Genomic DNA, 23,268 nt, shown 5'->3' on the forward strand with positions numbered 1-23,268 from the left:
GGTGCCCGCATGACGACGACTTCCGCGCTGCGCCTCGAGGAAATCACACCTGCCAATTTCGACGCGGCGACCGGCCTCCGGGTCCGCCCCGAGCAGGAGTACGCGGTCGCCCCGGTGATGAAGTCCCTCGCCGAGGCGTACGTCCATCCTTCCGGCGTCGCCTGGCCGCGCCTGATCGTCGACGGCGACCGGCCCGTCGGCTTCCTCATGGCCTTCTTCGACATCGACTGGCGCGCCGACGGCACCCTCTTCCGCTCCGGCCTGTGGCGCCTGAACATCGCGGCCGGCGAGCAGGGCCGCGGGTACGGCCGCTTCGCCGTCGACTCCGTGACCGCCGAGATCCGCCGCCGGGGCGGCAAGGAGCTCTACGTCACCTGGCACCGCGGCCCCCACGGCCCGGAGGGCTTCTACCTGGGCCTCGGCTTCCGGACGACCGGGGAGGAGAGCGAGGGCGAGGTCGTGGGGGTTCTGGACCTGCCCTGAGGCCTGTCACAGGCCGGTTCGGTGTCGAGCCGGTCCGGGACCTTGTTCGGTTACGTCCAGTCCCGCCCGGACCGCCCCCGCTTGGTGTCCGAGCGCTGCTTCTTCTGCCGCAGTCGCCGCTCGTTGATCCCGCGCGGGATCCGGGTCGGCCGGCGTGGCCTGGGCGGCGGCGCGGTGGCCTCGGCGAGGAGGGCGGCGAGGCGTACGGCGGCGGCCTCGCGGTTGCGCCACTGGGAACGGTGCTCGGAGGCACGGACGACCACGACACCGTCGACGAGCCGCCCCGCCAGCCGTTCCAGCGCCCGCTGCTTCCACACGTCGGGCAGCGCCTGCGTCCCGGCCAGGTCGAACCGCAGCTCCACCTGCGAGTCGCTGGTGTTGACGTGCTGCCCACCGGGCCCCGACGACCGCGAGAAACGCCACATGAGCTCGGCCTCGGGGAGCGAGACGGAGCCGCGGACGACATAAGGACCAGACATGCCCTCCATGTTCCCGGTTGTGTCCGGTCCACGTCACGCAAATATCCACGGCTTCTCCGCCCGCCCCGGGCAATCGGGTAAAGAAAGTAAAGGGAGCCGGAACCTTCGGTACACCTCTCGGCGTTCATAGGGGTAGCTGTAGCTTCGTGCCGTACGAAGCCGCGTACGCAACGAGGGAAGGGACTCCCAACAATGGCTGTAAGCCTGTCCAAGGGTGGCAACGTCTCGCTCACCAAGGAGGCTCCGGGCCTGACCGCCGTCACCGTGGGCCTCGGCTGGGACGTCCGCACCACCACCGGCACCGACTTCGACCTCGACGCCTCGGCGATCGCGGTCAACAACCAGGGCAAGGTCTACTCGGACGCCCACTTCGTCTTCTTCAACAACAAGCAGACCCCGGACAGCACCATCGTCCACACCGGCGACAACCGCACGGGCGAGGGCGCCGGCGACGACGAGGCGATCAACGTCAACCTCGCGGGTCTCCCCGCCGACATCGACAAGATCGTCTTCCCGGTCTCGATCTACGACGCGGAGAACCGCTCGCAGAACTTCGGCCAGGTCCGCAACGCGTACATCCGCATCGTGAACCAGGCCGGCGGCGCCGAGATCGCCCGCTACGACCTCTCCGAGGACGCGGCGACCGAGACCGCCATGGTCTTCGGCGAGCTGTACCGCAACGGCGCGGAGTGGAAGTTCCGCGCGGTCGGCCAGGGCTACGCGTCCGGCCTGGTCGGCATCGCCCAGGACTTCGGCGTGAACGTCTGATCTACGCCCGACTGCACGGAGCCCCCGGTCACTCGCTTGACCGGGGGCTCCGGCGTTCGCCGGGGGCTCCGGCGTTCGTCGGGGGCTCCGGCGTTCGATCTGACGACGCCGCTTCTGCGAGACTGCCGCCCTGTGACCCTTTCTGATCTTGCTCGCCGCATCCATGCCGTCTCCCACCTGACCGGGCAGTTCACGCTGCGCTCGGGCCGCACCGCGTCCGAGTACTTCGACAAGTACCGCTTCGAGGGCGACCCGGTCCTCCTGGACGAGATAGCCCGCGCCATGGCCCCGCTGGTGCCGTCCGACACCGAGGTGCTCGCCGGCCTGGAGATGGGGGGCATCCCCGTCGTCACCGCACTCGGCCGCCACACCGGCCTGCCCTGCGCGTTCGTACGCAAGCAGGCCAAGCCGTACGGCACCTGCCGCCTCGCCGAGGGCGCGGAGGTGGCCGGCCGCCGGGTGCTGGTGATCGAGGACGTCGTCACCAGCGGCGGCCAGATCGTCCTCTCCACGGCCGACCTCCGGGCTCTCGGAGCGGACATCGGCACGGCCCTGTGCGTGATCGACCGCGAGCAGGGCGGCAGGGCGGCCCTCGAAGCCGAAGGCATCGACCTCATCTCCCTACTGACGGCCACGGATCTGCGCGAGGCTGCGTCACCTACCCGGGACTGAAGTTCCCGGGCTTCAGGTCAGGATCGGGCCGGACCGGTTCCGGGCAGACACATCCGGTTCGAGCTCCACGCCCATCCCACCCGCAACTAACCTGCGCCCATGCGCCTCGACCCGCTCCCCCTCACCCCCGACCACGACATCCCGGCCCCCCTCCTCACCGAACTCACCGCGCTCTACGCCTCCAACCGCGCCTTCCACGCCCTCAGCGGCGACTTTCCCGACCCGGACGACCTCCGTCCGGAGCAGGTGGCGGCGGCGCTGGCGGACGAGTTGGCGAATCCGGACGTGGAGGTGCTGCTCGCCCGCGGCGAGGGACGGCTCGTCGGGGTCGCCGTGACCCTCGCACGGCATCCCGATCCGGCCGACCCGGACCCATGGATCGGACTGCTGATGGTGGATGCGGGGGTGCAGCGGCAGGGGTACGGGCGGGAGCTGGCGGTGGCCGTCGAGGAACGATTCCGCGCCGCGGGGCGGAGCGCCGTACGCCTCGCGGTCCTCGACAACAACCCCGCCGGCCTCGCCTTCTGGACCGCCCTCGGGTACGAGGTCGTCGACCACCGCCGCGACCGCCGGCTCGGCCGCCCCTGCGCCGTACTGCGCAAACGACTCCGCACCCCGCGCCGGGCCGCCCGCGTCGCCGTGCTCGACCCCGACGGCTCCGTCTTCCTCTTCCGGTACGACAACGTCGAGGTCGGCGTCCACTGGGCACTGCCCGGCGGTGGACTCGAGGCCGATGAGTCGCCGCGCGAGGGCGCGTTGCGTGAACTGCGCGAGGAGACCGGCTGGACGGACCTGGAGCCAGGCCCGCTGCTGTGCACGTGGGAACACGACTTCACCCGATGCAACATCCCCGTCCGCCAGCACGAGCACATCTACGTCGCCCACGGCCCGCACCGCGAGCCGACCGGCCCCCATCTCGCCGCCGCACACGCACAGGACGGGATCCTGGCCTGGCGCTGGTGGACGCGGGAGGAACTCGCCGAGGAGCCGGAGCCGGTCTGGCCGCCGGAACTGGCACGGCTGCTGGACGAGTTGGACCAGGACTGAGCCGGCCCGGCGGGGAAAGGCAGCTCAGCGCTGTCAGCCTCGGTCAGCGATGCGCCGGCTTCCCGTCCCCGTACAGCCAGTCCTCCCAGATGCCGCTGAAGTCCTTGCCCGGCGCCTTCTCCTCCACGTACGCCGTGAACTCGGCCGTGTCCGCGTTGCCGTGGCGGTGGGCGGCCGCCCAGCCCTGGATGATGTCGTAGAACGTGTCGTCGCCGACGGTCTGCCGGATCTTGTGCAGGACCATGGCGCCGCGCCAGTACACGGGGGCGTCGGAGATGTGGGCGGCACTGGACGGCCTGGCGGGCGGGAACGCCCAGATCGCCTCGTTCGCCTCCTTGCTGTCGAAGTAGTCGCCGTCGTAGAGCGCGTCGAAGGTCTTCTGGGTGCTGTCGCCGCCGTGATCCTCCGCCCACAGCCATTCCGCGTACGTCGCGAAGCCCTCGTTGAGCCACATGTCCCGCCACGTCTTCGGGGTGACGGAGTCGCCGTACCACTGGTGGACGAGTTCGTGGACGAGGGTTTCGGTGTCGGGGACGTCGGGGAAGACCGGGCGGCTCTGGGTCTCCAGGGCGTAGCCGACGTCGTCGGCGCGGTCGACGATCGCGCCGGTGGAGGAGAAGGGGTACGGGCCGAAGTTGTACTCCGCCCACTCCATGGCCTCGGGGATCTTCGCCAGCACGGCGCGGCTCGCCTCCGTGCGCTCCGGGTCGACGGCGACGTACACCGGCAGACCGTCGTCGGTGGTGGAGCGGGCGACGTCGTAGCGGCCGATCGCGACCGTGGCCACGTAGCTCGCCATGGGTTCGGCGGTGTGCCAGGTGAAGGTGGTGCGGTTGTCCGTGCTCGTCTCCGCGGTCAGCTCGCCGTTGGCGATCGCCTTCAGGGGCTTCGGCACGGTGACGGCGATGTCGTACGTCGCCTTGTCGGACGGGTGGTGGTTGCCGGGGAACCAGGCCATCGAACCCGTCGGCTCGCCGAGCGCGAGCGCCCCGTCGGTGGTGGGCAGCCAGCCCTCCTTGGAGCGGTCCGGGTCGGTGATGGTGACCGGAGTGCCCGCGTAGCGGACCATGACGCGGAAGGTCTCGCCGTCGTCGAGGTCGTCGTGCGGGCGGACGGTCAGCTCCTGGCCGGCACGGTTCCAGCGGGCGTCCCGGCCCTCGACGGTGACCGCTCGGACGTCCAGGCCCTTGAGGTCGAGGTCGAAGGCGGAGAGGTCCTTGGTGGCTCGGGCCGTGATGCCGGCGGTGCCGGTGAGGTGGCGGGTGCCGGGGTCGTAGGCGAGCTTCAGGTCGTAGTGGGTGACGTCGTAGCCGCCGTTGCCCGTCTTCGGGAAGTACGGGTCGCGCACGCCGGAGCCGCCCGGGGTGCCGTGGACGCCACCGGCGCCCGAGGTGCCGTGGCCGCCGCCGCTGCACGCGGTGAGGACGAGGGCGAGCACGAGCGCGGGGACAACGGGCACGGATCGGGACATGTCAGGGATCCTATGAGGGGCGTGACACCATCACCTACGTGCTCGACATCGGCTACGCCCTCTCCAACCGCTTCCCGGACCCGCCTCAGACGGACTACCGGCGCGCGGACGTCCACGCGCTGCGCCACGACCTGTTCTGCGGCGATGTCTATCTGGCCGACACCGAGAAGGACCAGGAGTTGTCCACAGCCTGGGGATGGGTGCCGGTGCTCGACTTCGCGTGGGCGCTGTGCGACATCGTGGAGCGGATCGACCGGGACCCGGCCGGCTCCCGTGCCGCCCGTCCACAGCACGCGGAACTGGACTTCACCGAGTCCACCGACCGCATGCTCTTCGAGCGCCGCTTCGGCTGGGTGGACATCGAGTCCGACTGGATGCCGGCCGAGGAACCCCCGCTCACCTTCCCCCACACCGAGCTGCGCCGCGAGGCACGGGACTTCCTGCACGACCTGATCGCCGACCTCGTCGACCTGCACGACGACCTGGGCGAGAACCCGGCCATCTGGACACTCCAGGCCCGCTTTCCGCGAGTGACCTGACCGTTCCTAGAGACTGAGCGGGAGCGAGTCCTGCATCCAGGACCGCTGTTGCTCGGCCGCGTGCTCCGAACGGTGTTGGGCACGCTGGTCGCCCGCGTTCGCTCCGCTGCCGGGCGGCACGCATCTGGTGCGTGGTCCGGGGATGCGGGGGCGGGGTCCCTCACGCCCCGGGGCGCCCGGTCTGGCCTGGGCGGTCCGATGCCCCGCACGATCGCTCTGGTCGTGTGGGGGCGGTGTCGTCCGTCGCCGGATCGGGTGTCCGAGGGCGCGTCGCCCGATCGCGATGCTCGCTGCATCGTGCCGGGAAACCTGTCGGTTGCTGGTGGTGAGGGGCTTCTGCCAGTGCTGGGCGCCCCACCGTGAGGTGTAGGCGGGGTCGACCGCGACGATGGTGATGTCCTGTTCGGCGGCCATCGCCACCAGCCGCGCCCTCAGTTTCGCGGTGGGGAAGCGGGAGATCAGGCGGCGGAAGCGTTTGTTGCGGCCGTGCTTCTCCCGGCACCGGCCGTCGGTGAAGTCCAGGTCCTCGACGGCGATCGCGGCCGCGCCGGTGGCGCGGGTGTGGTGCAGCAGCCTGGTGAGGGCGTGGCGGATCTGCGCGTCCCGGTGGTGGGCGGAGCCGGTCAGGTCGTAGAAGTAGCGGCGAGGCTCGCCGACGGGGTTGCCGTGCGGGTCGAGACGCCAGGCGGCGAGGTGGTCGTCGTTCATGTCGACGGCGACCACGCCCCGGGCCAGCGCCGCATCCAGGGGCAGCACGGGGGCGGGGGTGCGCTGCCAGGAGGCGGTCACATACCAGCGGCCACGTACCGGGTCGTGGTGGATGCGGTAGGCGACCGCCCGGTTCGCGGTGATCCGGTCCAGCCACTCCGCACCCCGGTGCGCGAACTGCACGGTCGCGTCCAGCAGGTACCGGCCGTGCGGGGCGTTGGCCAGGTGCGCCAGGGCGGCGGGGAGTTTGAGGGAGAGCTGTCCGGTGTCGGTGATACGCAGGGTTTCGTTGCCGAAGCGTTTGCCGGACTCCCCGTCCGCGGCCAGGAACATCCGCGCCGCCCGCCACCGCTCCCGCCAGCCCTGCTCGTCCAGCCCGGCCGCATCCAGGTGGTGGCGCAGACGGGCGAGCTTCTTCCCGCCCCGCACCACGCGCACCCGGCCCGCCGCCCAGTTGGCCTCCACCCCCGCCAGCCGGGACCGCAGCGCGTGCAGGCGGCGGGACTTGGCATGCCACTCCCACCGCGACCCGTACCCCCGCGCCAGCCCCGCCCGCTTGTCCGCCTTCGCGCCCAGCGGACGCGCCAGCCGCGCCTCGATCGACGCGATCTGCCCCCGCAGCCACGCCAACTCCGCCGCCTGCCCCCGCCGGGCCAGCGCCCACTGATCGTGCGTGGCCTTGGTGATACTGCCCGCCCACCGCGCCGAACAGACCCCGGTCAGCTCCCGCTTGCGCACCGCCCAAGTCTCACTGCCGTGCTCCAGTCCCTGCCGGGAACGCACCGCGAGATCACCCGCGGCCAGTCCGCCGAGGAACACCCCCACCTCGGCCAGCACCACCGCATCCGCCTGCGACACCCGCAACCGGGCCCGGACCGCCACACCCGCCGGGCCGGGCACCACGAACGACGCCGCCACCTCCCGCAACCCACCCACCCCGTCACCCCCCCACCCAGCGCCGCACCATCCCGTCACCCCACCCAACGAACCCCGCCCGCAAAGGTCACCCATTCGACGAACAAACTCCCGTTCCCACCGACCGGAAACCCGCCCGCAGACTCGACTGCCGAAGCCGACGCTCACTCATGCTCGCGAAAGCGCACTCGTACACGGTCAAGCGGCAACAGTTCCGCACCCCCGGCACCGGGAACGCCCGATGCGGCGCCGCACGATCGAGACATTCCAGCGGCACATCGGCTGAGGCCTCTGAGGCCTCCGGGCACCGCCGCCCCGGCCTCATCCCGCCCCGGCCTCATCCCTCCACGCGAATCCCCATCTCCGCCGCCAACACCGGTGCCAGATCCAGCAGTTGCCCCGTGCTGATCACCGCCCCCCTCAGCCGGTCCACTCCCCGCGCGATCTCCAGCGCAGCGGCCCCGCGCAGGTCCACGTCCGTCAGGGTCGCCGCGCCGAAGTCCACGCCCTTCAACGCGCAGTCCACGAACTCCACCCGCTCCAGCCGGGCGCCCCCGAAGTCCGGCTCGACGAGGACGCACCCCTCGAAGACGACGTCCTTCAGGCGGGCCTTGCGCAGGTTGAGATAGTCGATCTTCCCGCCGCGGATCACCACCCGCTCCAACACGGCACCGTGCAACTGCACCCCGCCCAGCCGCGCGTCGACCAGCTCCACATCACGCAACGTCGACTCGGCGAGGTCGGTACCGACACCTCGTATACCGGTGAGGACCGAGTCCAGGATCCGGGCGTGGTGCAGTCGGGTCTCGTCCAGCGCGCAGCCCTTCAGCGCACAGTCCATGAAGCGCGCGCCCCCGCCGTCCTGCCCGACGAAGTCCTCCTCCCGGAACTCCAGCCCGTCGTAGTCCCCGTCGGGCTCCAGCCCGCCCCCGCCGTACGGCTCCAGCGGCGGCAGCCGCACCTCCGGCCGCCGCGCACCCTTACGACCAGCCCCACCGGTCCCACCGGTCCTACCGGCCCCACCGGACCTACCGGTTCCCCCAGCACCTGTCCTCACCATGCCCCCATCCTGCACCCGACCACTGACAGTCGCCCTGACCTGCGCGAACACAGTCGATGTCACAATCCGGCCCCTCAATCAGTCCTAACTCACAGACAGGCACCCCCGACCAGGCCCAGCAGAGCCCAGCAAGCCCAGCAGAGGAGACCCCAGCCATGCAGCGCATCACCGTCGTCGGCGGCGGCTTCGCCGGCCTCACCGCCGCCATCACCGCCGCCGAAGCGGGCCTCGAGGTCACCGTGCACGAGGCCCACCACTCCCTCGGCGGCCGGGCCCGCACCGCCGAGGGCCCGTACCGGACCAACGAGGGCCCGCACGCCCTCTACAACGGCGGCCCGCACTGGACCTGGCTCAAGCAGCGCGACCTCATCGGCCCGCTCGCCCCGCTCCCGCCCCTGGAGGCGGCCCGGCTCAGGCTCCGCCACCACGGCACCCTGCGCCGCACCCCGCCCTTCCCGATGCTCAAGCTGCTGCGCCGTACCGCACAACAGGCCCCCGTCGACGTCGACTTCCTCACCTGGGCCACGGAACAGGCCGGCGAGGAAGCCGCGCGCGCCGCCGCCAACTACTCCGCCGTCGCCCTCTTCCACCACGACCCCGGCGCCCTGTCCGCCGCCTTCGTGCAGGAACGCCTGCGCCGTGCCACCAAGCTCCCGCCGGAGGCCCATTACCCGCGCGGCGGCTGGGGCAGTGTCATCGACCGCATGGCCGGGCGCGCCTGGAAGCTGGGCGTCCGCGTGGAGACCCTCTCCCGCGTCGACACGCTCCCCACCGACACCCCGGTGATCGTCGCCACGTCCCTCGACGCCGCCCGTCGCCTCCTCAGGGACGACTCGCTGACCTGGCCGAGCGGCCGTACCGCCCTGATCGACCTGGCCCTGCGCACCCGCCGCGGCGACGCCTTCGCCGTCTCCGACCTGGACGCGCCCGGCTGGATCGAACGGTTCACGGCCCAGGACCGCAGCCTCGCGCCCACCGGCGAGCAGCTCCTCCAGGGGCAGATCCCCCTCGCCCCGCGCGAGTCCCGGGCCGACGGCATCACGCGCGCCGAGCACCTCCTCGACCTCGCCTTCACCGGCTGGCGCGAGCGCGTCACCTGGCGGCGCGAGGCCGTCGCAGGCGGCCGTACCGGCGCCGTGGACCTGCCGGGCACCAGCTGGCGCGACCGCCCGGCCGTGGACCGCGGCGACGGCGTCTACCTGGCCGGCGACCAGGTCGCGGCCCCCGGCGTCCTGTCCGAGGTCTCCTTCAACAGCGCCGTCACCGCCGTGTCGCTCGCGCTGGGCCGCCACCGCCTTGACCTCAAGCACGCTTGAGGTCGAAGAGTGGGCCCACGGCACCGGACAAGGCACACCGCACCGGACACCGCACACCGCGCACCGCACCGGACAACGCACATCGGGGGGACCCCATGCACGCCATCCGCCTCCACGCCTTCGGCCCCGCGGAAAACCTCACCCACGAACAGGTCGAGGACCCCCTCCCCGGCCCCGGCCAACTCCGCATCGCCGTCGCCGCGGCCGGAGTCCACCTCCTCGACACCGCCCTGCGCGAAGGCCTCCGGGGCCCGCTGCCCGAGCCGCCCGCCCTGCCCACCATCCCCGGCCGCGAGGTCGCCGGCACGGTCGAGTCCCTCGGCGAGGGCGTCGCCGGACTCTGGCTCGGCAAGCGCGTGGTCGCGCACCTCGGCCTCGCCCCCGGTGGCTACGCCGAAGCGGCCGTCACCGACGTCGACCGCGTCCACGAGATCCCCGAGAACCTCGACTTCGCACAGGCCGTCGCCATGATCGGCACGGGTCGTACGGCGATGGGGATCCTGCAGTTCACCGAGCTCGGCCCCGACTCGGTCGCCGTGATCCCGGCGGCCGCGGGCGGCATCGGCACCCTCCTCGTGCAGTACGCCAGGAACGCCGGCGCCACCGTCATCGGCCTCGCGGGCGGCGCGCACAAGACCGCGCAGGTCCGTGCCAACGGCGCCGACCTTTCCGTCGACTACACCGACCCCGCGTGGCCCGACAAGGTCCGCGCGTACCTCGGCGGACGGCCCGCCACCGTCGTCTTCGACGGCGTCGGCGGCGACGTCGCACGCGAGGCCGTCGCCCTCCTCGGCCCCGGCGGGCGGCACCTCGTCTTCGGCTGGTCGGCGGAAGGCATCCGCGACGGCAGCGCGTACCTCGTCGACGGCGTCTCCGAACAGGTCCTCGGCCCCGCCATGATGCGGAAGACCGGCGGCCCCAACCCCATACGCACCCTGGAACTACGCGCCCTCACCGAGGCCGCCGCAGGCCGCCTCGCCCCCGCCGTGCAGCGCTTCCCGCTGGCCGAAGCAGCCGCCGCCCACCACGCCCTGGAAACCCGCGCAACGACCGGAAAGGTGGTCCTGGAGCCATGACCAGGGACATAACCAGGAACAAGACCAGGAACAGCGCACGCCAGGATGCGGCCCCTGCCGATGCATGGTCTTCTGGCCGAATGAGTGTCCCCCGGATGGGTGAACGCACCGCCTCCGTGGACGCCGACCCGCGCCGCTGGTGGGGCCTGGTGGTGATCGCCCTCGCACAGCTCATGGTCGTTCTCGACGCGACCATCGTGAACATCGCGCTTCCCTCCGCACAGCGCGACCTGCACATGTCCGACGGCAACCGCCAGTGGGTCATCACCGCCTACACCCTCGCCTTCGGCGGCCTGCTCCTGCTCGGCGGCCGCATCGCCGACCTCGTCGGCCGCAAACGCACCTTCGTCATCGGCCTCATCGGCTTCGCCGCCGCCTCCGCACTCGGCGGCGCCGCCACCACCTCCGGCACGCTCTTCGGCGCCCGCGCCCTCCAGGGCGTCTTCGCCGCCGTCCTGGCCCCCTCCGCGCTCAGCCTCCTCACCACGACCTTCACCGACCCCAGGGAACGCGGAAAGGCCTTCGGCATCTACAGCGCCCTCGCCGGCAGCGGCTCCGCGATCGGCTTCATCGTCGGCGGCCTGCTCACCGAGTACCTGAACTGGCGCTGGTGCCTCTACGTCAACGTGCCCATCGCGGTCATCGCCGTCGTCGGCGCCTTCGCCCTCCTCCACGACACCCCCCGCCACGCCGGCGCCCGCCTCGACGTCCCCGGCGTCCTCCTCGGCTGCGGCGGCCTCGTCGCGATCGTGTACGGCTTCAGCGAGGCGGAGCCACGCGGCTGGGCCGACCCCGTGGTCCTGGGTCTCCTCGCGGCGGGCGTCGTCCTCATCGCGACGTTCGTGTGGTGGCAGAACCGGGCCCCCGTGCCCCTGCTCCCCCTGCACATCGTCAAGGACCGCAACCGCGCCGGCTGCTTCCTGACCATGGCGCTCGCCACCATCGGCATGTTCGGCCTGTTCCTGTTCATGACCTACTACCTCCAGGTCATCCTCGGCTACTCCCCCGTGCGGACAGGCCTCGCCTTCCTCCCCCTCACCGCCGCGATCGTCGTCGGCGCCACCCAGATCTCCGCCCGTCTGCTCACGCACGTGGCCCCCCGCACGCTGATGGTCCCCGGCATGATCCTGGCCGCGGGCGGCATGCTCGTCCTCACCCGGATGACGGTGGGCTCCTCCTACGCCACGGAGATCCTCCCCGCCCTGATCCTGATGGGCCTCGGCATGGGACTGACCTTCATGCCGGTCTTCTCCACCGCCACCGCGGGCGTCGCCCCCCAGGACTCCGGCGTCACCTCCGCCACCGTCAACACCTCACAGCAGGTCGGCGGCTCCATCGGCACGGCCCTGCTGAACACCGTCGCCACCACCAGCAGCGCCGCCTACATCACCGCCCACCTCCACAACCCGGCCCAGAAGAACCTGGTCATCCGCGAAGGCATCGTCCACGGCTACACCGTCGCCATCTGGTGTGCCGTCGGCGTGATGCTCCTGGCCGGCCTGATCGCGGGCCTGATGGTGACGACGAAGCCCCCCAAGTACGGGGTCCCGGCACAGGAACCGGTGCCGGAGTCAGCCGCCTGACCAGCACGAGCACCGGGACCGACACCAGCACCCGGCACTGAGCACCAGGACCGACACCAGCACCCCGGCGCCGTACAGGACCGGCACCGGCTACCAGCACCCGGCGTCAAGTACTCAGTGCCGCCCCGCCACCCAGTCCGCCACCCGCGCCAGCCGCGACGACTGCCCACCGTGCGTCACCCGCTCCCGCCGGTCCGCCGCCCGGTAGGTGGCGTACATCCCCTGCACGCCCAGCCACCGCAACGGCTCCGGCTCCCACTTGCGGACCTTGTGCCCCACCCACGGCAGATCCGTCAGCTCCGTCCGCCCGCCCTGGCCGGAGTCCAGCTGCACAAGGTCCCGCAGCGTACGGGCGGCGAGGTTGGCGGTGGCGACGCCCGAACCGACGTAACCGCCCGCCCAGCCGAGCCCCGACGACCGGTCCAGGGTGACCGTCGCGCACCAGTCCCGCGGCACACCCAGCACCCCCGACCAGGCATGCTCGACCCGCACCCCGGCCAGTGCCGGGAAGAAGTCCACCAGGATCTCCCGCAGCGCCTCGACGGTCGCCTCCTGGGTCCGCCCGTCGTTGTCGGTCCTCGACCCGAAGCGGTACGGGACACCCCGCCCGCCCAGCGCGATCCGGCCGTCGGCCGTGCGCTGCGCGTACATGTACGCGTGCGCCATGTCGCCCAGCGTCTCCCGCCCGTCCCAGCCGACCGACTCCCACTGCTCCGCCGTCAACGGCTCGGTCGCGATCATCGACGAGTTCATCGGCAGCCACGTCCGCCGCTGTCCCTTGAGCGAAGCCGTGAACCCCTCCGTGCAGCGCAGGACGTAGGGCGCGCGGACGGTCCCGTACGGCGTGACCGCGTGCTTCGGCCGGATCTCCGTCACCGGCGTCGACTCGTGCAGGGTCACCCCCAGCGCCTCCACGGCCGCCGCCAGCCCCTTCACCAGCTTCACCGGGTGCACCCGCGCCCCGTGCGGCGTCCACGTCGAACCGACCGCGTCCGCGACCCGGATCCGCTCGGCCGTCTCCCGGGCGCCGTACAGCTCCCGGCCCTTCTCCCCGAACGCCAGTTCCCCCTCGTGGAACGCCTTCAGCCGCGCCAACTGCGCGGGCGTACGCGCGACTTCCAGCACCCCGCCCTTGTGGACGTCCGCCTCGATGCCCTCGTCCCCGACGACCCGGACGACCTCGTCCACGGTGTCGTTCATGGCCCACTGCAACCGCACGGCCGCCTCACGGCCGTGCAGCTTCGCGTACCGGTCCCGCCCCGCGATGCCGTTGTACAGCCAGCCCCCGTTACGACCCGAGGCGCCGTAACCACAGAACTTCTGCTCAAGCACGGTGATACGCAGGAAGGGAGCCGCCTTCTTCAGGTAGTACGCGGTCCACAGCCCCGTATACCCACCCCCGACGATCACGACGTCCGCGGACGCGTCACCGGCCAGCGGCTCCCGCCGCGCCGGAAGACCGTCGTCCGCGTACCAGAAGGAGATGCCGCCGTTCACGACACTGCCACCCGAGTTGCTCATGGCCGGGACGTTAACCCCTCAGCGCGGCCACTGTCTCCTTCGGATTCCATGCTTTTCCACGCCCCCTGACCAGCGGATAACACGCCAGCCCGATCAACACCGAGACGAAATGCCCGAAGTCGGTGAAGGTGCGCCCGATCGCGAGCGGAACCGCGTACACGACGAGCACGACAGCCAGATACGGATACCGCCAGGGCACCACGATCCGATACGCGAGCACCGCGACCACTCCCGCCAGCGCATAACTCACACCCACATCAAGCGTGTTGACCGCCGACGCCGGCGCCATCCCGTCCCGGATCGCCTTCAGCAGCGCACCCTCACTGATCAGCGTCGCCAGCACATGCGCGGCCACACACACCACCAGCCACCGCACCGTGCCCAGCCAGCGCTCGGCCTGCGCGTGGAAAACGGAGTACAGCACGACATACGGCCACCAGAACCCGCCGTCGATCCACATCGCACTGGCGATCAGCACCCGCACCGGATTGCTCGACAGCTCATGGATGTTCGTCGACCGCTGCCGCAGGAAGTCCTCCTCGAAATCCGGCGACATGTGATGCAGGGCGACCGTGGTGAGGAACAGGATCCCCAGCCACACATACGTACCGGGCGCGCTGCGGACATACGCCCACACGCGGCGCCGGACGCCCCCGTCAATTCGCATGAGCCGATTCACGCACGCCAGTATCGTCCCGAACATGATCGACGTCCCGAGCGAGCTGGCGGCAGCACAGGAGAAGTTCAACGGAGAGGCCGGACGCGCCTTCATCGCAGGGCTGCCCCGACTGGCCGCCACCTTCCTGGACCGCTGGGACCTCCGCCCCGACGGCCCCTCCATGCACGGCGTCGCCGCCCTCGTCCTACCGGTCCGCCACCGCCCCGACGACACCCCCGCCGTACTGAAGATGCAGCTCCCGGACGAGGAGACCGCCGGCGAGCCGGTCGCCCTGCGGGTGTGGAACGGCGACGGAGCCGTACGACTCCTCGACCACGACGAGGCGACCGGCACCCTGCTCCTCGAACGCCTCGACCCGACCCGCACGCTCTCCCACGTCCCCGACCCGCACGAGGCCGTCCTCGTCATCGCCCGCCTGCTCGCCCACCTGACGACCTTCCCCGCCCCCGCGCACCTGCGACGCCTCGCCGACATCGCCCGGGCCATGCTCGAACAGACCCCGTGGGCCCTGAACCGCATCCCCGACCCCGAGGCCCGCCGCCTCGTCGCCGACTGCGCCGCCGCCGTACGCGAAGTGCTGGCCGAACCCGGCGACCGGCTCCTCCACTGGGACCTGCACTACGACAACGTCCTCGCCGCCGACCGCGCCCCCTGGCTCGCCATCGACCCCAAGCCCCTCATCGGCGACCCCGGCTTCGACCTCCTCCCCGCCCTCCACAACCGCTACGACCCCGACGACCTCCCCTGGCGCTTCGACGCCATGACCGACGTACTCGGACTCGACCGCGCCCGGGCAAGGGCCTGGACCCTCGGCCGGGTCCTCCAGAACTGCCTGTGGGAGATCGAGGACGGACGCCCGCTGGAGGACAAGCAGCTGGAGATCGCCCGCAGCCTGCGAAGCTAGGCTCCTGGCGTGATCCGCACCGCTACCCCCGCCGACATCCCCGCCCTCCACACCCTGATCCGCGACCTCGCCGAATACGAGAAGGCACCGCAGGAGGCGAAGGCCACGCCGGAACAGCTCCACCAGGCCCTCTTCGGCGAGCACCCCGCCGCCTTCGCCCACATCGCCGAGGACGACCACACCGGCGAAGCGGTCGGCTTCGCCCTGTGGTTCCTCAACTTCTCCACCTGGCGCGGCGTCCACGGCATCTACCTGGAGGACCTCTACATCCGCCCGACCGCCCGCGGCACCGGCCACGGCAAGGCCCTGCTGACGGAACTCGCCCGTATCTGCGTGGAGCGCGGCTACCAACGCCTGGAGTGGTCGGTCCTGAACTGGAACCGCCCCGCGATCAACTTCTACGAGTCCCTCGGCGCCCGCCCCCAGGACGAGTGGACGGTGTACCGGCTGACGGACGAGGCGCTGGCCGAGCTGGGCGTGGCGGAATGCGAGAAGCCCAGGCCAGAACGACTCTGACCTGGGCTTTTCGGAGCCCCCTGTCGGATTCGAACCGACGACCTTCGCTTTACAAGAGCGGTGCTCTGGCCAGCTGAGCTAAGGAGGCGTGCGCGCGTCCGAGACGCACGTGCTCGTGCAGTGTACCCAGGTCGCGGGGGCACCCTGTCGAAAATTTCCGCGAAGTTCACAGACCCCCAGGTACTGACAGATCGGCCGATCGCCAGGTACCGTCCTGACCCAGTTCACTCGTGTGGACTACACCAACCACCTTCCTACAACGGATCGTCCGGCACGTTCCTGCCGGTAGAAGGGGGCCCATTCACCATGGCCACTGTCTCGTTCGACAAGGCGACCCGGATCTACCCGGGTTCCGACAAGCCCGCCGTTGACGCACTCGAGATCGAGATCGAGGACGGAGAGTTCCTCGTTCTGGTCGGTCCGTCCGGTTGCGGCAAGTCCACCTCGCTCCGGATGCTCGCGGGGCTCGAGGACGTGAACGCCGGCGCCATCCGTATCGGTGACCGTGACGTCACCCACCTGCCGCCGAAGGACCGGGACATCGCGATGGTGTTCCAGAACTACGCGCTGTACCCGCACATGTCGGTCGCCGACAACATGGGCTTCGCGCTCAAGATCGCCGGCGTCAACAAGGCGGAGATCCGGCAGAAGGTCGAGGAGGCCGCGAAGATCCTCGACCTGACCGATTACCTGGACCGCAAGCCGAAGGCGCTGTCCGGTGGTCAGCGCCAGCGTGTGGCGATGGGTCGCGCGATCGTGCGTGAGCCGCAGGTGTTCCTCATGGACGAGCCGCTGTCCAACCTGGACGCCAAGCTCCGTGTGTCGACCCGTACGCAGATCGCGTCGCTCCAGCGCCGTCTGGGCATCACGACCGTGTACGTCACCCACGACCAGGTCGAGGCCATGACGATGGGCGACCGCGTGGCGGTCCTCAAGGACGGTCTGCTCCAGCAGGTCGACTCCCCGCGCAACATGTACGACAAGCCCGCCAACCTCTTCGTGGCCGGCTTCATCGGCTCCCCGGCGATGAACCTGGTCGAGGTACCGATCACCGACGGCGGCGTGAAGTTCGGCAACAGCGTGGTGCCGGTCAACCGTGACGCGCTCAAGGCCGCCTCCGACCGCGGCGACCGCACGGTCACCGTCGGCGTCCGCCCCGAGCACTTCGACGTGGTCGAGCACAACGGTGCCGCCGCCTCCTCACTGTCGAAGGACGCCGAGGACGCCCCGGCCGGTCTCGCGGTCTCCGTGAACGTCGTCGAGGAGCTCGGCGCCGACGGCTACGTCTACGGCCACTCCGAGGTCGGCGGGGAGGTCAAGGACCTGGTGGTCCGCGTCGGCGGCCGTCAGGTGCCGGAGAAGGGCGCGCAGCTGCACGTCGTGCCGCGGCCGGGCGAGATCCACGTGTTCTCGACGTCCACGGGCGAGCGCCTCACCGACTGATCCGGGACTGACCTACCCCCGGGACTGACTGATCCCGGGCCGGAGAGTCCCGGGTAATTCACCCAGGTTGACGAATCGGGCCCCGCAGACCGCTGCGGGGCCCTTTTCGTTGTCGACAAATACCCCGGCAAATCGCCCTTTTCGAGCGCTGTGCGTCAACGCCTTACCCAAAAAAAGGCACTCCTTCATCCCCCGAACCGGTGACTAAATGTCGCCAAATCATCACCGGGCGCTACCCTCACACGCGTGAAGCACTCCATCTCCCAACAGACGCGACGCGGCCATCGGGGCCCCGCCCGCCGGATCGGCCGCACCCTCGCCCTCGTCCTGCCCGTCGTCCTGGTGCTGTCCGGGACCCTCGCGGTCACCCGAGTCAACTGGTCGGGGAATCCCTCGAACTCGGTGCTCGCCGCGTCCGACGTCTCCACCGCGGGCGGCACCTCGCGTTCCGTGGCCCGCGCACCGCAGGACGTGCTGCGCGACCAGCTGCTGACCGAGCTGCAGGACAAGAGCCCGGGCGTCGCCCTCACGCACCTCCAGCAGGCCGTCAACGGCCGTCCGGCGCTGGCCAGGCACTGCGCCTCCATCGCCCGTGCCCTCGGCCGTGCCGCGGTCCGCATCTACGGTCCCTCACGCGCCCAGTCGTACGCGCGCCCCGTCTGCGACACCTCGTTCGCGTCGGGGGTGGGGGTGGCTGCCGCCCACAGCTGAGCTCTGACGCCCCCGGCCCCCACCACCGAAGGTGGGAGGTCGGTAACGGCTGATTAAGGATCGATTTGCCGGTCCAGGCCCCGAGCGGGGCGCCGCGTACAGTTCGGGCATGACCGATCCGCGCGCCGCGTCCCGCCCCACGCAAGCCGTCGTCCTGGCCGGTGGCCAGGGCTCCCGGCTGCGTCCGTACACCGACGACCGGCCCAAGCCGATGGTCGAGATCCCCGGCACGGGGACGCCGATCATCGGCCATCAGCTCGTCTGGCTCGCCGAGGAAGGCGTGACGGACGTGGTGATCAGCTGCGGCCACCTCGCCGAGGTGCTCCAGAAGTGGCTGGACTCGGCCGACCTGCCGGTGAACGTCACGACGGTCGTCGAGACGGAGCCGCTGGGCCGCGGCGGCGGTCTGAAGTACGCGGCCGCCCACCTCCCCCACCCCGACCGGGCCTGGTACGCGACGAACGGCGACATCTGGACCCGTTTCTCGCTGCGCGACATGGCGGACTTCCACACCGAGCGTGACGCCGTCGCGACCCTCGCCCTGGCCCGTCCGCGCATCCCGTGGGGTGCGGTGCAGACGGACGGCTTCGGCCACATCACGGACTTCATCGAGGCCCCGCCGACGACGTACGAGATCAACGCGGGTGTCTACGTCTTCTCCCCGGAGTTCGCCGGCCTGCTCCCCGAGCGGGGCGACCACGAGCGCACCACGTTCCCGCATCTGGCCCGTGAGCGCCGCCTCGCGGGCTTCCCGATCCCGCAGGGTGCCTACTGGCGGGCGATCGACACGGCGAAGGACCTGACGGAGGCGGCGAGGGAACTGGCGGCCCTGGGCCGCTGAGAGACCGATCAGGACGCCTCTCAGGAGTTGTTTCCGGTACGACGACGGGGTCCCGCACATCAAGCGTGCGGGACCCCGTCGTCGTACGGGCAGGCCGGGGCTAGCCGAGCAGGCCGCCCACCAGGCCGGGCTGGCCGGAGGAGGAGCCGCCCGAACTGTCGGAGCCGCCCGAACCGCCGGGCGAGCCGCTGCCACCGGAGGACGGCCCGGAGCTGGTGCTCGGGGCGCCGCCGGACGGCGAGGACTGCTGGGGCGGCGCCTGGCCGGCGGTGCTCTGGCTCTGGCTGGGCACGCCGCTGGTGGCGCTGCCGGTGGCGCCGGGGGTGGTGGCGGCGTCGCTGGAGGGGCTGGCCGCGCCGGACGTGGCGCCCTGGGTGGGCGAGGTGGAGGCGGACGGCTTCTGCTGGTGCTTGCGCTTGGCGGGGTCCTGCGGGAGCGGGGAGCCGGGCAGTTCGTTGCGCGGGGCCTCGCCGGGGCCGGGGACGACCACGCGGTCGGCGTCGCGGACGGCGCCGCCGAGCAGGGAGCCGATGAGCAGGGTGAGACCGGTGGCGACGGCCGTGATGAGGGCGCCGCGGCGCAGGACGTAACTGCGCAGTTCCCAGATGTCGGAGCGGGGGCCGAGCCGGCGCCAGGCACCGGCGGCGAGGCGTCCGTCGATGGAGTAGACGGGGGCGCCGGCGATGATCAGCGGGGACCAGGCGGCGAGGCAGATGATGTCGGGGGCGTCGTAGACGGGGGCCGTCTTCCAGCTGACGGTGACGATGAGCGCGGCGGACAGCGTCGCGCCGACGACGGCGGTGACCCGCTGCCAGCAGCCCAGGACCGTGAGGACGCCCACGATGACCTGGAGGAAGGCGATGACGAGGCCGGAGCCGACGGGGTGCTGGAGCGCGAACTGGCGCAGGGGCTCGGCGACTTCCCAAGGGTGCAGGGTATTGAGCCACTTGACCATGGAGCCGCGCTTGCCGCCGTCGAAGTAGACGGGGTCGCAGAGCTTGCCCATGCCGGCGTAGATGGAGATGAAGCCGAGGAAGATGCGCAGCGGGAGCAGGACGACGCCGAGGTTCATCCGGCGGCCGGGGTAGTAGCCGTGCCGCGCGGGGTCGTCGCCGTGCCGCCTGTACCGCGCCCCGCTCGTCGCCCCGTCCCGCTCGTCGACGTCCTCGTCTTCGTCTTCGCCCTCGAACCGCCCGTTGTCGTAGGCGGGTTCGTCGTAGGCGGCTTCGTCGTAGGCGCTGCCGACGGTGCGCATGTGGGGCAGGAGCCGGGTCCCGGCGGGGGCGCCGTCACCGGAGGTGCGCTGGGCGCCGACGACGGGGGTCTCGACGGTCTGGTCCAGCTCGTCGTAGGTGTCGCCGTAGGCGCGGTCGTATCCGCCGCCGTAGGCACTGCCGTGTCCGTCGTAACCGTCGTAGCCGTCATAGCCCGCGTAACCGGCGCCGGGGTAGCCGGGGGCGGCGTCGACGCGGGGGATGACCTGAGTGGCGCCGACGTCGGCGGAGGGCTGTTCGCCGTGACGGACGCTGCCGGCCCGCACGGCCTGGAGCAGGCGGTGGGCGCCGGTGTCGTCGGGGGCGGACTTGCCGCTCCAGACGACGGCGCGGCGGCGGGCTCCGGTGGCGCCCACGCCGGGCATGCGAGCGCCCTCGGCGGAGCTCAAGTGCTGTGCGATCCGCGGGGATTGGGAGCGTCTCGTCGACGTGCCCAGCTCGACGCGGAAGCTCGCGTGATTGACGATGACCTGCGCCGGATCGCTCGGCACCTTCACCATGCTCAGCGCGGGAGCGTCGTCGTATCCCGACGAGCGGTCCCCCGTGGGTGTGCGGGGTGTTCTGGTGTCCACACTCATCTAACCGAGTGACGTGGAGATAGGACACTGCTTTGACCGGGCGGAACTGTCCGGACTCCGTCAAGGCTGTCCTTGCCGCCCAGATTGACCCAAGTGGGTGACGGGACGGACGCCCGTTCGGGCGCCGTCCCCGCTCAATCCTCAGGCGCGCCGGCGAGCCGCCTCGTACAACACCACACCCGCCGCGACACCCGCGTTCAGCGACTCCGCACCACCAGGCATCGGAATCCGCACCCGATAGTCACAGGTCTCCCCGACCAGCCGGGACAGCCCCTTGCCCTCGCTGCCGACGACGATGACGACCGGGCCGCTCAGGGCCTCCAGGTCGCCCACCTCGGCCTCTCCGTCGGCGGCGAGGCCGACGACGACGATCCCGGCCTTCTTGTAGGCCTCCAGGGCACGCGTCAGGTTGGTGGCGCGGGCGACGGGCGTACGGGCGGCGGTGCCGGCGGACGTCTTCCAGGCGCCGGCGGTCATGCCGGCGGCGCGCCGCTCGGGCACGACGACGCCGTGGCCGCCGAAGGCGGAGACGGACCGTACGACGGCGCCGAGGTTGCGCGGGTCGGTGACGCCGTCGAGGGCGACGATGAGCGGGTCGGCGCCCTCGTCGTAGGCGGCGTTGACGAGGTCCTCGGGGTGGGCGTACTCGTACGGCGGGACCTGGAGGACCAGGCCCTGGTGGTTGAGCCCGTTGGTCATCCGGTCGAGCTCGGGGCGGGGGGCCTCCATGAGGTTGATGCCGCCGCGCTCGGCCGCGAGCTGGAGCGCCTCACGCACCCGCTCGTCGTTGTCGATGAACTGCTGGACGTACAGCGTGGAAGCGGGCACGCCACCGCGCAGCGCCTCGACGACGGGGTTGCGCCCGACGACCATCTCGGACGTGCCCTTGCCGCCGCGGCCCCGCGGAACGGGCCGGCGGACGATCTGCTTCGCCTTCGCGTTGGCGATGCGGTTCTTCTTGTGTCCCTTGCGCATCTCGGCGGGCGGGGTCGGCCCCTTGCCCTCCAGGCCCCGGCGCCGCTGGCCGCCACTGCCGACCTGCGCGCCCTTCTTGCCGGACATGCGGCGGTTGTTAGCGGCCATGACCTACCTGTCTGTGTGCAGCGATGTGAAGCGCTGAAGTGTGTGCGTCTATGAAGTGTGCCGCCCGGAGGCCCGGACGGCACAATCGATCACGTAAGCGATCTGGCGATTCCGGCGGGGCTCAGCGCGGGCCGAGGCTCCAGCGCGGGCCCTGCGGGCTGTCCTCGATGACGAGTCCGGACTGGTTGAGCTGGTCGCGGATGGCGTCCGCGGTGGCCCAGTCCTTGCGGGAACGGGCGGCCTCGCGCTGGTCGAGGACGAGTCGTACGAGGCTGTCGACGACGCCGTGCAGATCGTCACCGCGGTCGGCCTCACCGGCCCAGTGCGGGTCGAGCGGGTCGAGCCCGAGGACGCCGAGCATGGCGCGCACCTCGGCGAGGCGGGCGACAGCCGCTTCCTTGTCGTCGGCGGCGAGGGCGGAGTTGCCCTGCCGGACGGTCGTGTGCACGATGGCGAGCGCCTGCGGCACGCCCAGGTCGTCGTCCATGGCGTCGGCGAAGGCGGGCGGAACTTCGGCGGCGGGTTCGACGACCCCGCCGGCCTTCTCCACGACCCGCTGCACGAAGCCCTCGATCCGCGCGAACGCCGACTCGGCCTCGCGCAGGGACTCCTCGCTGTACTCGATCATGGAGCGGTAGTGCGGGGTGCCGAGGTAGTAGCGCAGCACGATCGGGCGCCACTGCTTGACCATCTCGGAGACGAGGACCGAATTGCCCAGCGACTTGGACATCTTCTCGCCGCTCATGGTGACCCAGGCGTTGTGCACCCAGTACTGGGCGAAGTCGTCGCCGAACGCCTTGGCCTGGGCGATCTCGTTCTCGTGGTGCGGGAAGATGAGGTCGAGCCCGCCACCGTGAATGTCGAACGAGGTCCCCAGATACTTGTGCGCCATGGCGGAGCACTCCAGGTGCCACCCGGGGCGCCCCCGCCCCCACGGCGTCTCCCAGCTCGGCTCACCCGGCTTCGCCGCCTTCCACATGGCGAAGTCACGCGCGTCACGCTTGCCGGTCTCGCCGGACCCGGAGGGCTGTTGGAGGTTGTCCAACTCCTGGTTGGACAGCCGCAGGTACTCCGGGAAGGAGCGCACGTCGAAGTAGACGTTGCCGTCGGCCTCGTAGGCGTAACCGCGCTCGATGAGCCCGCGCATCATCTCGATCATCTCGGGGACGTGCCCGGTGGCACGCGGTTCGTACGTCGGCGGCAGGCAGCCGAGGGCCTGGTAGCCGTCGTTGAACGCCCGCTCGTTCTCGTACCCGATGGCCCACCAGGGACGGCCCTGGTCGGCCGACTTGGTGATGATCTTGTCGTCGATGTCCGTGACGTTCCTGATGAAGGTCACGTCGTAGCCGCGGTAGGCGAACCACCGGCGCAGGATGTCGAAGTTGAGCCCGGACCGGATGTGCCCGATGTGCGGTGCCGCCTGCACGGTGGCGCCACAGAGGTAGATCGAGACACAACCCGGCTTGAGCGGGGCGAAGTCACGAATCTGCCGGGCGCTGGTGTCGTACAGGCGAATAGTCACCACTCCAGGGTAGTGGGCGCGGGGCAGTGCCCTGCGACCCTTCCGGCGTATTCCTCCGGCGGTGGAGCCGATTACACGC

The 23,268-nt window shown here is 71.1% G+C and carries 22 protein-coding genes and 1 tRNA gene; 13 read left to right on the forward strand and 10 right to left on the reverse strand.

The window, feature by feature from the left end; all coding sequences use genetic code 11:
* The first annotated feature begins 9 nt into the window (after window positions 1–9).
* Complete coding sequence (locus ABT114_RS25265; protein ID WP_351145125.1) at window positions 10–483, forward strand: GNAT family N-acetyltransferase; 474 nt, start codon at window positions 10–12, stop codon at window positions 481–483.
* A 50-nt stretch (window positions 484–533) separates the two neighbouring features.
* Here the strand turns inward: ABT114_RS25265 and arfB are convergent, their stop codons facing one another.
* On the reverse strand, window positions 534–971 hold the full coding sequence (gene arfB / locus ABT114_RS25270) for an alternative ribosome rescue aminoacyl-tRNA hydrolase ArfB (protein WP_351145126.1): 438 nt from the start codon (window positions 969–971) through the stop codon (window positions 534–536).
* Between the two features lie 183 nt (window positions 972–1,154).
* Here arfB and ABT114_RS25275 point away from each other — a divergent pair, with 183 nt between their 5' ends.
* The 3 genes from ABT114_RS25275 to ABT114_RS25285 all read left to right on the forward strand — a co-directional run bounded on the left by ABT114_RS25275 (window position 1,155) and on the right by ABT114_RS25285 (window position 3,449).
* The gene (locus tag ABT114_RS25275) at window positions 1,155–1,730 is read left to right on the forward strand and encodes a TerD family protein (RefSeq protein WP_351145127.1); all 576 of its coding nucleotides are present in this window, start codon (window positions 1,155–1,157) and stop codon (window positions 1,728–1,730) included.
* Window positions 1,731–1,862: 132 nt separating this feature from the next.
* On the forward strand, window positions 1,863–2,402 hold the full coding sequence (gene pyrE / locus ABT114_RS25280; protein ID WP_351145128.1) for an orotate phosphoribosyltransferase: 540 nt from the start codon (window positions 1,863–1,865) through the stop codon (window positions 2,400–2,402).
* A gap of 99 nt (window positions 2,403–2,501) precedes the next feature.
* Window positions 2,502–3,449, forward strand: a complete 948-nt coding sequence (locus ABT114_RS25285; RefSeq protein WP_351145129.1) for a bifunctional GNAT family N-acetyltransferase/NUDIX hydrolase — start codon at window positions 2,502–2,504, stop codon at window positions 3,447–3,449.
* Between the two features lie 43 nt (window positions 3,450–3,492).
* Here ABT114_RS25285 and ABT114_RS25290 read toward each other — a convergent pair whose 3' ends face one another.
* Window positions 3,493–4,920 (reverse strand): M1 family metallopeptidase, encoded by a 1,428-nt coding sequence (locus tag ABT114_RS25290; RefSeq protein WP_351145130.1) that lies wholly within the window; start codon window positions 4,918–4,920, stop codon window positions 3,493–3,495.
* Between the two features lie 38 nt (window positions 4,921–4,958).
* Here ABT114_RS25290 and ABT114_RS25295 point away from each other — a divergent pair, with 38 nt between their 5' ends.
* Window positions 4,959–5,459: a hypothetical protein gene (locus tag ABT114_RS25295; RefSeq protein ID WP_351145131.1), complete on the forward strand. Its 501-nt coding sequence runs from the start codon at window positions 4,959–4,961 to the stop codon at window positions 5,457–5,459.
* A gap of 6 nt (window positions 5,460–5,465) precedes the next feature.
* On the opposite strand, the gene ABT114_RS25300 is transcribed toward ABT114_RS25295, so the two are convergent.
* Both ABT114_RS25300 and ABT114_RS25305 read right to left on the reverse strand, forming a co-directional pair.
* Window positions 5,466–7,103 carry an IS200/IS605 family accessory protein TnpB-related protein gene (locus ABT114_RS25300; protein ID WP_351145132.1) on the reverse strand — a complete coding sequence of 546 codons (1,638 nt, stop codon included), beginning with the start codon at window positions 7,101–7,103 and terminating at the stop codon, window positions 5,466–5,468.
* Between the two features lie 316 nt (window positions 7,104–7,419).
* Complete coding sequence (locus tag ABT114_RS25305) at window positions 7,420–8,142, reverse strand: pentapeptide repeat-containing protein (protein ID WP_351145133.1); 723 nt, start codon at window positions 8,140–8,142, stop codon at window positions 7,420–7,422.
* A gap of 155 nt (window positions 8,143–8,297) precedes the next feature.
* Between ABT114_RS25305 and ABT114_RS25310 the strand changes: the two genes are divergently transcribed.
* The 3 genes from ABT114_RS25310 (at window position 8,298) to ABT114_RS25320 (ending at window position 12,117) form a co-directional block, all read left to right on the forward strand.
* Complete coding sequence (locus ABT114_RS25310; protein ID WP_351145134.1) at window positions 8,298–9,458, forward strand: FAD-dependent oxidoreductase; 1,161 nt, start codon at window positions 8,298–8,300, stop codon at window positions 9,456–9,458.
* A 95-nt stretch (window positions 9,459–9,553) separates the two neighbouring features.
* A complete protein-coding gene (locus ABT114_RS25315; protein WP_351145135.1) occupies window positions 9,554–10,534 on the forward strand; it encodes a zinc-binding dehydrogenase in 981 nt (326 codons plus the stop codon).
* Window positions 10,535–10,629: 95 nt separating this feature from the next.
* Window positions 10,630–12,117, forward strand: a complete 1,488-nt coding sequence (locus tag ABT114_RS25320; protein WP_351145136.1) for an MFS transporter — start codon at window positions 10,630–10,632, stop codon at window positions 12,115–12,117.
* Window positions 12,118–12,231: 114 nt separating this feature from the next.
* Here ABT114_RS25320 and ABT114_RS25325 read toward each other — a convergent pair whose 3' ends face one another.
* Both ABT114_RS25325 and ABT114_RS25330 read right to left on the reverse strand, forming a co-directional pair.
* Window positions 12,232–13,638, reverse strand: coding sequence for an NAD(P)/FAD-dependent oxidoreductase (locus tag ABT114_RS25325; protein ID WP_351145137.1), 1,407 nt, complete (start codon window positions 13,636–13,638; stop codon window positions 12,232–12,234).
* 10 nt (window positions 13,639–13,648) lie between these two features.
* Window positions 13,649–14,305 carry a rhomboid-like protein gene (locus ABT114_RS25330; RefSeq protein WP_351145289.1) on the reverse strand — a complete coding sequence of 219 codons (657 nt, stop codon included), beginning with the start codon at window positions 14,303–14,305 and terminating at the stop codon, window positions 13,649–13,651.
* Between the two features lie 34 nt (window positions 14,306–14,339).
* Here ABT114_RS25330 and ABT114_RS25335 point away from each other — a divergent pair, with 34 nt between their 5' ends.
* The gene (locus ABT114_RS25335) at window positions 14,340–15,221 is read left to right on the forward strand and encodes an aminoglycoside phosphotransferase family protein (protein WP_351145138.1); all 882 of its coding nucleotides are present in this window, start codon (window positions 14,340–14,342) and stop codon (window positions 15,219–15,221) included.
* A 9-nt stretch (window positions 15,222–15,230) separates the two neighbouring features.
* Window positions 15,231–15,737 (forward strand): GNAT family N-acetyltransferase, encoded by a 507-nt coding sequence (locus ABT114_RS25340; protein WP_351145139.1) that lies wholly within the window; start codon window positions 15,231–15,233, stop codon window positions 15,735–15,737.
* Window positions 15,738–15,751: 14 nt separating this feature from the next.
* On the opposite strand, the gene ABT114_RS25345 is transcribed toward ABT114_RS25340, so the two are convergent.
* A tRNA-Thr gene (locus tag ABT114_RS25345) sits at window positions 15,752–15,825 on the reverse strand.
* Between the two features lie 218 nt (window positions 15,826–16,043).
* Here ABT114_RS25345 and ABT114_RS25350 point away from each other — a divergent pair.
* The 3 genes from ABT114_RS25350 to ABT114_RS25360 all read left to right on the forward strand — a co-directional run bounded on the left by ABT114_RS25350 (window position 16,044) and on the right by ABT114_RS25360 (window position 18,732).
* Window positions 16,044–17,180 carry an ABC transporter ATP-binding protein gene (locus ABT114_RS25350; RefSeq protein ID WP_351145140.1) on the forward strand — a complete coding sequence of 379 codons (1,137 nt, stop codon included), beginning with the start codon at window positions 16,044–16,046 and terminating at the stop codon, window positions 17,178–17,180.
* 246 nt (window positions 17,181–17,426) lie between these two features.
* A complete protein-coding gene (locus ABT114_RS25355) occupies window positions 17,427–17,891 on the forward strand; it encodes a hypothetical protein (RefSeq protein WP_351145141.1) in 465 nt (154 codons plus the stop codon).
* A 109-nt stretch (window positions 17,892–18,000) separates the two neighbouring features.
* Window positions 18,001–18,732: a nucleotidyltransferase family protein gene (locus ABT114_RS25360; protein ID WP_351145143.1), complete on the forward strand. Its 732-nt coding sequence runs from the start codon at window positions 18,001–18,003 to the stop codon at window positions 18,730–18,732.
* Window positions 18,733–18,832: 100 nt separating this feature from the next.
* On the opposite strand, the gene ABT114_RS25365 is transcribed toward ABT114_RS25360, so the two are convergent.
* The 3 genes from ABT114_RS25365 to cysS all read right to left on the reverse strand — a co-directional run bounded on the left by ABT114_RS25365 (window position 18,833) and on the right by cysS (window position 23,189).
* Window positions 18,833–20,584 (reverse strand): DoxX family membrane protein, encoded by a 1,752-nt coding sequence (locus ABT114_RS25365; protein ID WP_351145144.1) that lies wholly within the window; start codon window positions 20,582–20,584, stop codon window positions 18,833–18,835.
* 141 nt (window positions 20,585–20,725) lie between these two features.
* Entirely contained in the window at window positions 20,726–21,667 is a 942-nt protein-coding gene (rlmB, locus tag ABT114_RS25370) for a 23S rRNA (guanosine(2251)-2'-O)-methyltransferase RlmB (RefSeq protein ID WP_351145145.1), read from the reverse strand.
* 121 nt (window positions 21,668–21,788) lie between these two features.
* Window positions 21,789–23,189, reverse strand: coding sequence for a cysteine--tRNA ligase (cysS, locus tag ABT114_RS25375; RefSeq protein WP_351145146.1), 1,401 nt, complete (start codon window positions 23,187–23,189; stop codon window positions 21,789–21,791).
* Window positions 23,190–23,268: the final 79 nt, after the last annotated feature.

The organism is Streptomyces sp. NPDC002088 (assembly GCF_040296605.1).
Taxonomy (GTDB): Bacteria; Actinomycetota; Actinomycetes; order Streptomycetales; family Streptomycetaceae; genus Streptomyces.

Coding starts and splice junctions, on each gene's coding strand:
- ABT114_RS25315 (WP_351145135.1), top strand. CDS start 9,554: ATGCACGCCATCCGCCTCCACGCCTTCGGCCCCGCGGAAAACCTCACC.
- ABT114_RS25330 (WP_351145289.1), bottom strand. CDS start 14,305: ATGCGAATTGACGGGGGCGTCCGGCGCCGCGTGTGGGCGTATGTCCGC.
- ABT114_RS25275 (WP_351145127.1), top strand. CDS start 1,155: ATGGCTGTAAGCCTGTCCAAGGGTGGCAACGTCTCGCTCACCAAGGAG.
- ABT114_RS25305 (WP_351145133.1), bottom strand. CDS start 8,142: ATGGTGAGGACAGGTGCTGGGGGAACCGGTAGGTCCGGTGGGGCCGGT.
- ABT114_RS25335 (WP_351145138.1), top strand. CDS start 14,340: ATGATCGACGTCCCGAGCGAGCTGGCGGCAGCACAGGAGAAGTTCAAC.
- ABT114_RS25320 (WP_351145136.1), top strand. CDS start 10,630: ATGGGTGAACGCACCGCCTCCGTGGACGCCGACCCGCGCCGCTGGTGG.
- ABT114_RS25285 (WP_351145129.1), top strand. CDS start 2,502: ATGCGCCTCGACCCGCTCCCCCTCACCCCCGACCACGACATCCCGGCC.
- ABT114_RS25360 (WP_351145143.1), top strand. CDS start 18,001: ATGACCGATCCGCGCGCCGCGTCCCGCCCCACGCAAGCCGTCGTCCTG.
- arfB (WP_351145126.1), bottom strand. CDS start 971: ATGGAGGGCATGTCTGGTCCTTATGTCGTCCGCGGCTCCGTCTCGCTC.
- ABT114_RS25290 (WP_351145130.1), bottom strand. CDS start 4,920: ATGTCCCGATCCGTGCCCGTTGTCCCCGCGCTCGTGCTCGCCCTCGTC.
- ABT114_RS25310 (WP_351145134.1), top strand. CDS start 8,298: ATGCAGCGCATCACCGTCGTCGGCGGCGGCTTCGCCGGCCTCACCGCC.
- ABT114_RS25325 (WP_351145137.1), bottom strand. CDS start 13,638: ATGAGCAACTCGGGTGGCAGTGTCGTGAACGGCGGCATCTCCTTCTGG.
- ABT114_RS25365 (WP_351145144.1), bottom strand. CDS start 20,584: ATGAGTGTGGACACCAGAACACCCCGCACACCCACGGGGGACCGCTCG.
- ABT114_RS25265 (WP_351145125.1), top strand. CDS start 10: ATGACGACGACTTCCGCGCTGCGCCTCGAGGAAATCACACCTGCCAAT.
- ABT114_RS25350 (WP_351145140.1), top strand. CDS start 16,044: ATGGCCACTGTCTCGTTCGACAAGGCGACCCGGATCTACCCGGGTTCC.
- rlmB (WP_351145145.1), bottom strand. CDS start 21,667: ATGGCCGCTAACAACCGCCGCATGTCCGGCAAGAAGGGCGCGCAGGTC.